This is a genomic window from Mesorhizobium sp. M1B.F.Ca.ET.045.04.1.1 (assembly GCF_003952465.1).
Taxonomy (GTDB): Bacteria; Pseudomonadota; Alphaproteobacteria; order Rhizobiales; family Rhizobiaceae; genus Mesorhizobium; species Mesorhizobium shonense.
Map to the genome: position 1 here is coordinate 3,622,057 of NZ_CP034448.1, position 13,155 is coordinate 3,635,211.

10 protein-coding genes, 1 tRNA gene and 1 pseudogene are annotated in these 13,155 nt (G+C 64.3%); 9 read left to right on the forward strand and 3 right to left on the reverse strand.

Annotated features, from left to right (window positions below):
* Positions 1-199 precede the first annotated feature (199 nt).
* From fdnG to EJ071_RS17775, 9 genes and pseudogenes are all read left to right on the forward strand, one after another.
* On the forward strand, positions 200-3,286 hold the full coding sequence (gene fdnG, locus EJ071_RS17740) for a formate dehydrogenase-N subunit alpha (RefSeq protein ID WP_145965077.1): 3,087 nt from the start codon (positions 200-202) through the stop codon (positions 3,284-3,286).
* A 12-nt stretch (positions 3,287-3,298) separates the two neighbouring features.
* Complete coding sequence (fdxH, locus tag EJ071_RS17745; protein WP_126099002.1) at positions 3,299-4,249, forward strand: formate dehydrogenase subunit beta; 951 nt, start codon at positions 3,299-3,301, stop codon at positions 4,247-4,249.
* On the forward strand, positions 4,236-4,940 hold the full coding sequence (locus EJ071_RS17750) for a formate dehydrogenase subunit gamma (protein ID WP_189521505.1): 705 nt from the start codon (positions 4,236-4,238) through the stop codon (positions 4,938-4,940). The genes fdxH and EJ071_RS17750 overlap by 14 nt, the downstream gene beginning before the upstream one ends.
* Positions 4,941-5,043: 103 nt before the next feature.
* A complete protein-coding gene (gene fdhE, locus EJ071_RS17755; protein ID WP_126102632.1) occupies positions 5,044-5,961 on the forward strand; it encodes a formate dehydrogenase accessory protein FdhE in 918 nt (305 codons plus the stop codon).
* A 7-nt stretch (positions 5,962-5,968) separates the two neighbouring features.
* A complete protein-coding gene (gene selA, locus EJ071_RS17760) occupies positions 5,969-7,390 on the forward strand; it encodes an L-seryl-tRNA(Sec) selenium transferase (RefSeq protein WP_126099003.1) in 1,422 nt (473 codons plus the stop codon).
* Positions 7,377-8,165, forward strand: coding sequence for a tetratricopeptide repeat protein (locus EJ071_RS17765; protein ID WP_126099004.1), 789 nt, complete (start codon positions 7,377-7,379; stop codon positions 8,163-8,165). The genes selA and EJ071_RS17765 overlap by 14 nt, the downstream gene beginning before the upstream one ends.
* A pseudogene (selB, locus tag EJ071_RS17770) lies at positions 8,162-9,988 on the forward strand (selenocysteine-specific translation elongation factor); the annotation flags it as partial. The gene EJ071_RS17765 and the pseudogene selB, both read left to right, overlap by 4 nt.
* Before the next feature lie 129 nt (positions 9,989-10,117).
* Positions 10,118-10,213: transfer RNA gene (locus EJ071_RS38295), tRNA-Sec, on the forward strand.
* 185 nt (positions 10,214-10,398) lie between these two features.
* A complete protein-coding gene (locus EJ071_RS17775) occupies positions 10,399-10,698 on the forward strand; it encodes a hypothetical protein (protein WP_126099006.1) in 300 nt (99 codons plus the stop codon).
* Positions 10,699-10,924: 226 nt separating this feature from the next.
* Here the strand turns inward: EJ071_RS17775 and dhaL are convergent, their stop codons facing one another.
* The 3 genes from dhaL to EJ071_RS17790 all read right to left on the reverse strand — a co-directional run bounded on the left by dhaL (position 10,925) and on the right by EJ071_RS17790 (position 13,149).
* Positions 10,925-11,533, reverse strand: coding sequence for a dihydroxyacetone kinase subunit DhaL (dhaL, locus tag EJ071_RS17780; RefSeq protein WP_126099007.1), 609 nt, complete (start codon positions 11,531-11,533; stop codon positions 10,925-10,927).
* A gap of 5 nt (positions 11,534-11,538) precedes the next feature.
* Positions 11,539-12,546 (reverse strand): dihydroxyacetone kinase subunit DhaK, encoded by a 1,008-nt coding sequence (locus tag EJ071_RS17785; protein ID WP_126099008.1) that lies wholly within the window; start codon positions 12,544-12,546, stop codon positions 11,539-11,541.
* 147 nt (positions 12,547-12,693) lie between these two features.
* Entirely contained in the window at positions 12,694-13,149 is a 456-nt protein-coding gene (locus tag EJ071_RS17790; protein WP_126099009.1) for an RpiB/LacA/LacB family sugar-phosphate isomerase, read from the reverse strand.
* Positions 13,150-13,155 lie beyond the last annotated feature (6 nt).

The following is a 13,155-nucleotide window of genomic DNA, read 5'->3' on the forward strand; positions in this document are numbered from 1 at the left end:
CGGGAGCCGTTTCCAAGACCACGCGATACTGTAGGACCACGTTCCGAAAAGCGTCAATCGCATTTTCCTGCGCGGAATCATTTGCCGACTTCGATCTGCGCTCTAAGTGTTTGACATTACGCCAATTCGGCTCAAAATGGCGTGCGTATCCCTTGGTTCTGGATGCCCCTGTGGGCATGGAATTCGGGAGGAAATCCAGATGAATGTTGAACTCTCACGGCGCGCGTTCCTGCAGACGGCAGGCGCGGGTCTCGCCGGCACGACGTTGGGAGCTTTCGGCTTCGCCGACATCGAGGCCGCGCATGCGGCGGCGATACGGCCCTTCAAGCTCGCGACCACTGTCGAGACGCGCAACACCTGCCCCTACTGCTCGGTGGCCTGCGGCATCATCATGTATTCGAAAGGCGATCTCAGAAAAGGCGAAAAGGCCGAGATCACCCATATCGAGGGCGATACCGACCATCCGACCAATCGCGGCACCTTATGCCCCAAGGGATCGGCTCTGCTCGGCTTCGTAAAATCTCCGACCCGGCTGAAGCATCCATTGATCCGCAAGCCCGGGTCCGACAAGTTCGAGCCGATAGGCTGGGAGGAGGCGCTGGATCGCATCGCCCGCCTGATGAAGGACGATCGCGACAAGAACTTCGTCGCCAGGAACAATGACGGCGTGACGGTCAACCGGTGGATCACCACGGGCTTTCTCGCCGCCTCGGCTTCGACCAATGAAACCGCGTTCGCGACCTACAAGGTGGTTCGCAGCGCAGGCATGCTGGTGTTCGACAACCAGGCACGTGTCTGACACGGCCCGACGGTGGCGAGTCTCGCCCCAACATTCGGCCGCGGCGCAATGACCAATTCCTGGACCGACATCAGGAACACGGATCTTGTTGTGATCATGGGCGGCAATGCCGCCGAAGCGCATCCTTGCGGCTTCAAATGGGTCACGGAAGCGAAGGCCAACCGCGGCGCCAAGCTCATCGTCATCGATCCGCGCTTCACCCGCTCAGCCTCGGTATCAGACGTCTATGCGCCGATCCGCCAGGGAACGGACATCGCCTTCCTGCTCGGGCTCATCAACTACTGCATCCAGAACGACAAGGTGCAATGGGACTATGTGAAGGCCTTCACCAATGCGGCCTATGTCGTCAAGCAGGGCTTCGCTTACAAGGATGGCTTGTTCTCCGGCTATGACGAGGCGAAACGGGATTACGACAAGTCCACCTGGGATTACGATGTCGGGCCGGACGGCTTCGCCGTTGTCGACGAAACCCTGGCCAATCCCCGTTGCGTGTGGAACCTGCTCAAGAACCATGTCGCGGTCTATACGCCGGAGATGGTCGAACGCATCTGCGGCACGCCGAAACAGAAATTCCTGCAGGTAGCCAAGATGGTTGCCGAAACGTCCGCGCCGAACAAGGCGATGACGTCGATGTATGCGCTCGGCTGGACCCAGCACTCGAAGGGCTCGCAGAACATTCGCGCCATGGCCATGCTGCAGCTTGTGCTCGGCAATATCGGCATTCGCGGCGGCGGGATGAATGCATTGCGCGGCCATTCGAATATCCAGGGGCTGACCGACATCGGGCTGATGTCGAACCTGCTGCCCGGCTATCTCACGTTGCCGACACAGAAGGAGCCGGATCTCGCCACCTATATGTCGACGCGCGGTTTCAAGCCGCTGCGGCCGAACCAGATGAGCTACTGGCAGAACTACAAGAAGTTCTTCGTAAGCTTCCAGAAGTCGATGTGGGGCGACGCGGCGACGCCGGAGAACGACTTCGCCTATGACTACCTGCCGAAGCTCGACCTGCCGGGCTACGATCTGCTGCGTGCTTTCGAGCTGATGCACCAGGGCAAGATGAACGGCTATTTCTGCCAGGGCTTCAACCCGCTGCAGGCGGCTCCGAACAAGAAGAAGGTGATCGAGTCGCTCTCGAAGCTGAAATTCCTTGTCATCATGGATCCGCTGGACACGGAGACTGGGCGGTTCTGGGAAAACCACGGGCCGTACAACGATGTCGATCCGTCGCAGATCCAGACGGAAGTCTACCAGTTGCCCTCAACCTGCTTTGCTGAGGATGACGGTTCGCTGGTCAATTCGGGGCGCTGGCTGCAGTGGCATTGGGCCGGCGGCACGCCCCCCGGGGAAGCCAAGCGCGACACATGGATCATGGCGCAGCTCTATCTTCGCCTCAAGGCGCTCTACGCCAAGGAAGGCGGCGCCTTCCCCGATCCTATCGTCAAGCTCACCTGGCCTTATGCCGATCCCGGCGATCCGAAAGCCGAGGAACTTGCCCAGGAGATCAACGGCAGGGCGCTCGCCAGGGTGACCGACACGGCCGACCCGACGAAAGTGCTGGCCGAGCCCGGCAAGCTGCTGCCGGCCTTTGCAGCACTGCGCGACGACGGCTCGACAGCCTGCGGCTGCTGGATCTATTCCGGCTGCTTCAACGAGAACGGCAACAACATGGCGCGGCGGGACACGAGCGATCCGGACGACGCCGGCTTCTATTCGAAATGGGCGTTCTCATGGCCCGCCAATCGCCGCATCCTCTACAACAGGGCTTCTGCGGACCTTACCGGAAAACCCTGGGATCCGAGCCGCAAAGTGATCGAATGGGACGGCGCCAAGTGGTCGGGCTACGACGTGCCCGACATCCTGCCCACTGCCAAGCCCGATCAGGTCGGCCCGTTCATCATGAACCCGGAAGGCGTCTCGCGCCTCTTTACCCGAACCATGATGCGCGACGGACCATTCCCGGCGCATTACGAGCCGTTCGAGTCGCCGATCGTCAATCCGGTGGCGCCCAAGGTCCGCGGCAATCCCGCCGCGCGGGTGTTCCAAGGCGACATGGCCCAGTTCGCCGAAACGGCCTCGCCGGAGTTCCCCTATGCGGCGACCTCCTACCGCCTGACCGAGCATTTCCACTTCTGGACCAAGCACGTCATCGTCAATGCGGTGATGCAGCCGGAGTTCTTCGTGGAGATATCGGAACAGCTCGCGGCCGAGAAGGGCATCACCAAGGGCGGATACGTCCGCGTCTGGTCGAAGCGCGGCTCGGTCGTGGCGAAAGCCATGGTGACCAAGCGGATCAGGCCGCTCACCTGCGACGGCAAGACCATCCACATCGTCGGCATACCGCTGCACTGGGGCTTCACCGGAGCGGCAAAGAAAGGCTTCGGTCCGAACATGCTGACGCCTTTTGTCGGCGACGCCAATATCGAGACGCCGGAGTACAAGGCATTCCTGGTCAACATCGAGCCCGCTCCAGGGCCGGTGGCATAGGAGGAGCAAGCGATGTTTCCTCCCCTTCCCAATCCTTCGACGACGGACACGGCCCCGCGTTTTTCCGAGAAGGACCTCATCCGCCGCTCGGCGTCTACCGTGCCTGCTCCCGAGACGCAGCTGACCGAAGTCGCCAAGCTTATCGATGTCTCGAAATGCATCGGCTGCAAGGCCTGTCAGACGGCCTGCCTCGAGTGGAACGACACGCATCCGGAGGTCGGCGTCTTCGCCGGCGCCTTCGAGAATCCGCCCGACCTGACGCCGGACATGTTCACGCTGATGCGTTACAGCGAATGGGACAACCCCGAGACCAACGAGCTCGAATGGCTGATCCGCAAGGACGGCTGCATGCATTGCGCCGATCCCGGCTGCCTCAAGGCCTGCCCGGCGCCGGGCGCGATCGTGCAGTATTCGAACGGCATCGTCGATTTCGTCCACGAGAACTGCATCGGCTGCGGCTATTGCATCAAGGGCTGCCCCTTCAACATCCCGCGCATCTCCAAGGTCGACCATACGGCCTACAAATGCACGCTCTGCTCCGACCGCGTGGCGGTCGGTCAGGGTCCGGCTTGCGCCAAGGCCTGCCCGACCCAGGCGATCGTCTTCGGCACCAAGGATGAGATGAAGGGTTGGGCCGCCAAGCGGGTGGAGGATTTGAAGTCGCGCGGCTTCGTCAATGCCGGCCTCTATGATCCGCCGGGCGTCGGCGGGACACATGTAATGTATGTGCTGCATCATGCCGACAAGCCCGAGATCTACAGCGGCCTGCCCAAGGACCCGAAGATCAGTCCGTTGGTGGAGGCTTGGAAAGGTGTGACCAAATATGCCGGCCTCACGGTGTTGGGCGTGGCGGCCGGCGTCGGCTTGCTCCACCATTTGATCATGGGACCGAACAGGGTCTCCGAGGCGGATGAGGAGCACGCCGAAGAGCTGACGGAAGGCGACAGCCATGGCCGCCGATGACCTCAAGCCGAACGAACAGATACATCCCGGCAAGCCGGTGATCGTGGACCGCTACACGGTGGGGGCGCGGATCAACCACTGGATCACGGCGGCCAGCCTGGTCCTGCTCGCCCTGTCCGGCCTTGCGATGTTCCACCCGAGCCTGTTCTTCCTGTCCGGCCTTTTCGGCGGGGGACAGTTCACGCGCTTCATCCATCCCTGGATCGGCGTCGTGCTCTTCTTCAGCTTCCTTGGACTTTTCCTTCGATTCTGGAAGGCCAATCTGTGGAGGCGCGAGGACGGGACGTGGCTCGGCCGTTTCCGTGACGTGCTGGCCAACCACGAGGACAATGTTCCCGAGGTCGGCAAGTACAATGCCGGCCAAAAACTGGTCTTCTGGTCGATGTCGGTGCTGATTGTGATCCTCATCTCCAGCGGATTGGCGGCATGGGATCAATATTTCTCCCAGTATACGACGATCGATCAGAAGCGCGTGGCCATACTTGTCCACTCCATAGCGGCGGTGGCGATCATCGGCGTCTGGATCGTCCATTTCTACTCGGCCATCTGGGTGCGCGGCACCATTCCCGCCATGACGCGCGGACGGGTGACCGGCGGCTGGGCCTGGCGGCATCACCGCAAATGGCTGCGGGAGCTCGTCACCAAATCGAGCAAGGGAACAGGATCATCGGGATCGAAGCCCGCCGAATAGGGCGGGCGCTGGTCGGATGACTTTGCCGCCCTAGTTTTGTGTTCGCACATGATTTTTGTGCCGGTCAGGCAACCACGTGACCCGTGCGGTTCGTGAGGCTCGAATGCCAAGACAGATCATTCCGGCGGGTTCCGACCCCACCGCCATAGGCGAGGTCTCCGCCCCTCCCTTTGCCCGCCTTCCAGAGCCTTCAAGTCTGTTCTCTCGCCGCGCGCAGCGGTGGAACGCGCTGGCTGCAGGCCATGAGCTGGGTCCCTATCTTCGCTTTCTTGCCGCTCTCGCCGATGTGCAGCACCGTAGTCAGGAGGGCCTGACGGAGCCGGAGATGCCTGATGCCTCGGCGCGCGCGCGCGCGAGGAGCTTTGGAATGCCGCCGCTCGACCGCAACAAACTCGTCCTCGACATGGCCGCAGAGACGCTCGACCGCCTGATCGCCGCGGCGTCGGAGATCGAGAAGCCGGGCGCCGCGGCCGATGCGCTGGACCGTTTGAGGCAGGCCACTCCGGCGAAGCGCGCTGGCATGGTGCGCAATGTGCTCGCCGGTGCGATCCCGATGGAGGCGCTCGCCGAACACGTCTATGTCGCGGCCGCGCTGCAGGTTCACTTCGCCCGTCTCGCCGCCCGCCTCGACGCCCCTGCGCTGGTGCCGGTAGGCGAGGGCGCGTGCCCCGCCTGCGGATCCCCGCCGGCATCCTCGATCATTGTCGGCTGGCAGGGAGCCCATGGGTCGCGCTTCTGCGCATGCTCGCTATGCGGCACGCTGTGGAACCACGTGCGCATCAAATGCACGTTGTGCGGCTCGACCAAGGGCATCGGCTACCAGGAGATCGAGGGCGGGCCGGGCACGGTGAAGGCCGAGACCTGTGATTCCTGCGGCTGCTATGTGAAGATCCTGCATCAGCACAAGGATCCCGGTCTCGACCCGATCGCCGATGACGTGGCAACGCTTGGCCTCGACATGCTCGTGCGCGAAACCGGCTATCGCCGCGGATCGTTCAACCCGTTCCTGATCGGCTATTGAGGGTGCGATGTCGGGTCTGCCCGCAACTCGCCTGCGCGATCTCCCATCAGTCGATCGGGTGCTGAGGACCCCGCTCGCGGCTGCGGCGGTCGAGCGCTTCGGGCAGCAGTCCACGACGCGCGCCATCCGCGATGTGCTCGAAGAAGCGCGGGCAGCGTGGCGCACCGGGGCCGCGGTGCCTGATCCGTGCGACCTCGCCGCCGACGCACTTGTCCGGCTCAAGACCGCCGAGCACCCATCGCTGCGCCCGGTTTTCAACCTGACCGGCACTGTGCTGCACACCAATCTCGGCCGCGCGCTCATCGCGAACGAAGCCGCCGAGGCAATGCGCGCCGCCATGCGCGAGGCAGTGGCGCTCGAATTCGATATCGGGACCGGCAGACGCGGCGAACGCGACGATCATCTGCGCATGCTCATATGCGAGCTCACGGGGGCCGAGGACGCGACTATCGTCAACAACAACGCGGCCGCGGTCCTCCTCGTCCTCAACACGCTCTCGCTTGGCCGCGAGGCGATCGTGTCGCGTGGCGAGCTGATCGAGATCGGCGGCGCGTTCCGCATGCCGGACATCATGACCCGCGCGGGAGCGAAGCTCGTTGAGGTCGGGACCACCAACCGTACGCATCCCAGGGACTATCTGTCGGCCATCGGTCCGGCGACCGGACTCGTGTTCAAGGTGCACACGTCGAACTACCGGATCGAGGGGTTCACGGCCGAAGTCCCGGCGCGCGAGCTTTCGACAATCGCCAGGGAACGCGGCGTGCCTCTCGTCCACGATCTCGGCTCGGGCACGCTCATCGATCTTACCCAATATGGCCTCAGGCACGAGCCGACCGTAGGCGAGGCGATCGCGGACGGCGCCGATCTCGTCACCTTCTCGGGCGACAAGCTGCTCGGAGGGCCGCAGGCAGGTTTCGTCGTCGGCAGGAAGGATCTTGTTGCCGAGGTCAACCGAAACCCGATGAAGCGGGCGCTTCGTGTCGACAAGCTCCGGCTGGCCGCGTTGGAGGCGACACTGAAGCTCTATCGCAACCCGGATCGCCTGGCCGAGCGTTTGCCGACGCTCAGGCTGCTCGCGCGCCTCGCCGTCGATATTGCCACGCAGGCCCAGCGCTTGGCTCCCCTGCTTTCCAATGCTCTGGGCGATCAATTTATAGTGCAAGTGATGGAGTGCCGCAGCCAGGTCGGATCGGGCGCAATGCCGCTCGATACCTTGCCGAGCGCCGGGCTTGCTCTTAGCCCCCATTCAGGCAGCGGTCAGGCCCTGGAAGCACTCGCAGCCGCCTTGCGCGCGCTGCCTGTTCCGGTGATCGGGCGCGTCGAAAAGCGGGCGCTCGTGCTTGATCTGCGTTGCCTTGAAGACGAAGCCGGTTTTGTGGCCAATCTCGCAAACTTCTCTCCGGGAGGCAGCGGCGGTGCGATGGCTTGATCATCTCGCGCGCAAGGCCGCTCCGGCATTTGCAGCCGACCGGTTGGCGGCGGCCCTCGACGCTGCCAAACGGAGCGACTACGCCACAGCTCTCGGCATTTGGGAGCCGCTGGCGCGGTCCGGATCGGCTCGCGCCCAAAACAATATCGGCGCCTGCTTCGCCGAGGGGCTCGGCGTCGAGCGTGACTGCGGTCTTGCCTCCCGCTGGCTGGCGCTCGCCGCCGAAGCCGGCGATCCCGTCGGGCAGCGGAACCTCGCCTCGCTCTATTTCCGTGGCGAAGGCGTCGAGCAGAATTACCGCCGCGCGGCCGAACTCTATAGGGCCGCGGCGGAACAAGGCGACGGACCGGCGCAGGACATGCTGAGCTGGATGCTGCTCGAGGGTGAGGTGATCGAGCCCGACATCGCCGAGGCGCGGCGCTGGGCGCTGGCCGCCGCCGGGCGAGGGATCGCATCGGCAATGACCCGTGTCGGCATGCTCTATCACGATGCGCTCGGCGTGCCGCGCGATCCTGCCGAAGCGGTCCGCTGGTGGCGCAAGGCAGCGTTGCGCGGCGACGCGGACGGCCAGGCGCTGCTCGGCGCCGCCTGCCATCTCGGCGCCGGCGTTCCCGCCGACGCTGTCGAAGCCTATGCCTGGCTGCTGCGTGCGCGGGCAGGCGGCAGTGCTCTCGCAGGCCGGTATATCGACGCGGCGCGCGGCGCGCTCACCGCGGACGATATCGCCGAGGGCGAGCGCCGCGCTGCGCTGTCGCTCGAGGAGCCTGCGCCATGATCGTCGGCACGGCGGGACATGTCGACCACGGCAAGACGGCGCTGGTGCAGGCACTGACCGGCGTCGATACGGACCGGCTCCAGGAAGAGAAGGCGCGCGGCATGACGATCGACCTCGGCTTCGCCTATCTTCCGACGCCGAGCGGGGACATCGTCGGGTTCATAGACGTTCCCGGTCATGAGCGCTTCGTCCACACCATGGTCGCCGGCGCCAGCGGCATCGATTTCGCGCTGTTGGTCGTGGCGGCCGACGACGGCGTCATGCCGCAGACGCGTGAACACCTGGCGATCATCGATCTCCTTGGTGTCAGGCGCGGGCTGGTCGTGCTCTCGAAGTGCGATCTGGCCGACCCGGCACGACGCGTAGCCGTTGCCGCGGATATCAGCGCCGCCGTTGCCGGTACAGCCTTGGAGGAGGCTGAGGTTGTCCCGGCCTCTACCGTTACCGGCGAAGGCATCGATGACCTTCGGCGCCTGCTGGCTGAGGAGGCATCGCGCTTTGCCAGGCGCTCAGCCGCGGGCCGCTTTCGATTGGCGGTCGACCGCTGCTTTACCCTGCATGGCATCGGCACCGTCGCGACCGGCACCGTGCTTTCAGGTTGCATTGACGTCGGCGACAGCGTGGTGGTGAGCCCGCCAGGGCTTGCCGCGCGCATTCGCTCGATCCACGCTCAGGACCGGGTGGCAGAGCGCGGCCGAGCCGGAGACCGCTGCGCGCTCTGTCTGACCGGCGACGGCGTCAGCAAGGAGGCGATCCGCCGCGGAGACGTGATCCTCGATCCCGCGCTTCACGCGCCGGCGGACAGGATCGACGCCGAGTTGCGCCTGCTGCCCCGCGAGCCAAGGCCGATCGGGCAGTGGTTCCCGGTGCGGCTCCACCACGCCGCTGCCGAGGTCGGGGCCAGGATCGTGCTTCTCAACGACGAGCCTATAGCGCCAGGCAGCACAGCCAAGGTCCAGATCGTTTTGGAGAACCCGATCGCCGCTGCGGCCGGCGACGCCTATGTGATGCGCGACACCTCCGCCCAGCGAACCATCGGCGGCGGACGCTTCATCGACCTCAGAGGTCCGAGCCGGAAACGCCGCTCACCGGATCGGCTGGCCATGCTCGAAGCATTCGCCATTCCGGCACCGGAAAAGGCCGTCGCTGCGCTGCTCGACACGCCGCCCCGCTATCTGGATATTGGAGCCTTCGCACGCGATCGTGCCCTCGGCGCCGGCGAGGTCGCAAGCCTGATCGATCGTCTCGGCCTTGCCACGATTTCCGTCGGGGAGACGCAGTTCGTGGTCTCGTCAATCGGTTGGGCTCGGTTCAGGCGCGACCTGGGCTCAATCCTGGAGGCCTTTCATGCCGGCAACCCCGATTTGCCGGGCATCGGAATGGAAAAGCTGCGCCTTCAGCTCGATCCCTGTCTTCCTGCGCCGGCCTTCGCCGCCGCGATGCGAAGTCTGGTCCGCGTCGGTCAGATCGAGCTTGACGGCGCCTGGATACGGCTTCCGGGACATCAGGTCCGTCTCGCGGCCAGGGAGGAGGCCCTCTGGCGCGAGATCGAGCCACGGCTAGCTGGCCCGGTGAAATTCCATCCCCCAAGGGTGCGCGACATCGCAAGCGAGCTTGCCCGGCCGGAAGCGGAAATCCGCAAGGTCCTGAAGCTCTCCGGACGCATCGGCACGGTTCATGAGGTTGCGCATGATCACTTCTTCCTTCACTCGGCGCTGGGCGAGATCGTCGAGATCGTCTGCGATCTGGCGGCCGAGCATGACGGACGGTTCAGTGTCGCACAGTTTCGCGACAGTGCGGGCAGCGGGCGCAAGGTCGCTGTCCACATCCTCGAATTCCTCGATCGGCACGGCGTCACCTTGCGACGCGGTGACCTGCGTCGCGTCAACAAGCATCGGCTGGACCTGTTTCGCCGCCAGGACGACAGTGGGCCGCCAATCGCGAAAGCTTCTGGAGGAGCATCGTCCCCGGTGGGGCGTCCGGACTTCAAATCCGGGAGGGGCCGCGAGCCGGTCCTTGGTGGGTTCGACTCCCACTCTCTTCCGCCATCCTCTTAGAATTGGCTGTCGGATCTTTCCGAGGAGATGACGCGATGCCAGCATCTTTTCTGCTTGAACTGAGGACTGCGGCCGAGTCCGCCAAAGCTGTGGAGACGAGTTTCCGGCACGAGGCAGCAAGGCAGATCGCAGTTCTGGAACAGGACCGCGCCTTTGCTTTCCGGCGGCTCAATTTCATGCAGATGATCGCCGATGCGATAGCCCCGGCCGAAAGTGAAGATATCGCCGTTGCGAGCGCCTTCGCCGCTTTGCGCACGAGCCTCGGCTGGAATGCAGACAGCGAGGCGCGCTCGGAGGTGATCTCGCATTTTGCGCCGGTTGCGCTGGCAATGTTCCGGGACACGAACGGGAACCAATCCGTCAATATCCGTGCCGCGCTTGCGGATTTCGAGCAATGGTACTCTGAAACCCGGGGCTCCGTGTTCTGGACACTGTTCGAACAGCAGATGCCGGACACGCCTGTCGTCGATTTTTGATGCGCACGCCGAGCGCCGTCCCCAGTCTGAGCGCCACGCCGGTAATGCGAGCCATTCTACGCGCGCATTTTGGGCAGGAAGCTGAAGCCAAGGAACGCGCTTGGCTAGAACAGTTCACCGTTTCATGGAAACGCCGAACTGCTCTAACTATTTGTTTCCACGCAATTCCGGACGGAAAACTGTTTCACACTTTTCCTGGAATTGCTTTAGCCCACGCAACAGATGGTCAGGCGGTCTTCATCGCATTGCAGATTTCTTCGACCAGCATTGCGGCTGAAACCGAGCCGGGGTCCGGATGACCCCGCGAGCGCTCGCCGAGGCGTGCGGCGCGGCCGACGGTGGCGATCATATCGCGCGTCGCTTCCGCTCCCTGGCGGGCAGCGGCGGCTATGGCATCGGCGTTCTGGCCATTGACTGCCGCATCCGCAGCCGGCGCCCAGGCGTCGAGCATGGTTTTCTGGCCCGGTTCGGCCTTGCCGCGATGGACGATGCCATCACGCATCGCCGCAATGACGGTCCGCAGCTCGCCGCTCGGCATCGATCCGCGCGGGCCCGCGGCCTTGCCAGCGCGCAGAAGGGCGGTCGCATAGAGCGGTCCGGAGGAGGCGCCGACTGCGTTGAGAAAGCCTTTGGCGGCGGCGTTGAAGACGTCCTGCAACGTGCCCTCGGCGGCCTGGGCCGCGTCGGCAGCGGCCTTCATGCCTTGTTCCATGGCGATGCCGTGATCGGCGTCCCCGATCACCCCGTCAAGCGCGCAGAGCCTGTCGCGCTCGGTCGCCATCCGCTCGGAGAAGGCGCCGAAAAGGGCTTTCAAATCCTTGGTCGTAAAGTCCATCTCGCTCAGCTCCGGAACATGGCGCAGTCGCAGGGATGGTCGATCATGCGCTGCAATTCGTCATCGAGATGCATGACGGTGATCGAGGCTCCGGCCATGTCGAGCGACGTGCAATAGGGCCCGACCAGCGTCTTGTGGACTACCAGCCCGGCAGCCTGCAGGCGTTCGGCTGTCCGGGCGTTCAGGATGTAGAGCTCCATCAGTGGCGTTGCGCCAAGCGAATTGACCAGCACCGCGACGCGATCGCCGGCCGGCGCCTTCATTTCCGCCAGAATCGCATCCATGATTTCGTCGGCGACATCGTCGGCCGAACGCAATGGGCCGCGCCGTACGCCGGGCTCGCCATGGATGCCCATGCCGATCTCCATCTCGCCAACGGGCAGATCGAAGCTTGGCCGCCGCGTCTGCGGCAGGGAACAGGACGAGAGCGCCACGCCCATGGTGAAGGTGCGGTCGTTGGCGTGACGGGCGATGCGCTCCACTTCGTCCAGCGGCATCATCATGTCGGCGGCCGCACCCGCGGCCTTGAAGATGAACACGTTGCCGGCCACGCCGCGGCGCTTTTGCCGTTGATCGCGCGGCGCCGACGCGATGTCGTCGGTGGTCAGCACCGTGCGCGCCTCGATGCCTTCCATCTCCAGAAGCTCGGCAGCCATGTCGAAGTTCATCACGTCGCCGGCATAGTTGCCGTACATGAACAGGACGCCGGCGCCGCCACTCGCGGCCATCGCCGCGTCGACCGCCGGCTGCGGAGGCGGCGAGGCGAAGACGTTGCCGATCGCGGCGGCATCCGCCAATCCCTTGCCGACATAGCCAAGGAAGGTCGGCTCATGGCCTGAGCCGCCGCCGATGACCAGCGCTACCTTGCCGGTGCGCGGACCGTGCTTGGCGACGACCGCACGCGGCGCATTGTCGGGGCGCCAAAGATGCTCAGGATGCGCAGCCATGATGCCGACCAGCATTTCGTCGACCGCTGCATTGCCGTCGTTGATCAGCTTCTGCGTCAGGCTCATGCGCTTCTCCCTGTACAATTTCGGCCGCGAGACTAAAGCGTTTCCCGGCCGCTTGGAACGTTCTGTTTTCTTGGCGAGCCAAACAGCCGGAAGTTCGCTAAGCGGTTGCAGTGCCGCTGGAGAAGTCGCCAGGCCAGCGCCCGAGAGTCAGCGAGCGTTGTACTTGGCGTCGACCTGGTCGATGGCGGCGACATTGCCGGCCGACCGCCCTTGCGGATCGAACGTTTCCTTGAGAAAAGCATCGGCGATCGACTTCGCCAGCTCGGACCCGATCACGCGCGCGCCCATGGTGATGATCTGCGCATTGTTCGACAGCGCGGCGCGCTCGGCGGAGTAGGTGTCGTGAGTGAGCGCCGCGCGGATGCCGGGCACCTTGTTGGCCGAGATGCAGACGCCGATCCCCGTGCCGCAGATCAGGATGGCACGGTCGTATTTGCCGGCCAGCACGTCGCTCGCGACCCGATCGGACAAATTGGCGTAGAACGGGTCGGGGCCGATTTCGGTGCGCGACACTTCCGAAACCTCGTGCCTGTCCTTCAAGTAGTCGGCAAGAACCCTGGCCAGACCTTCGCCGGCACTGTCCCCCGCAATCGCGAGCTTCATGATCGT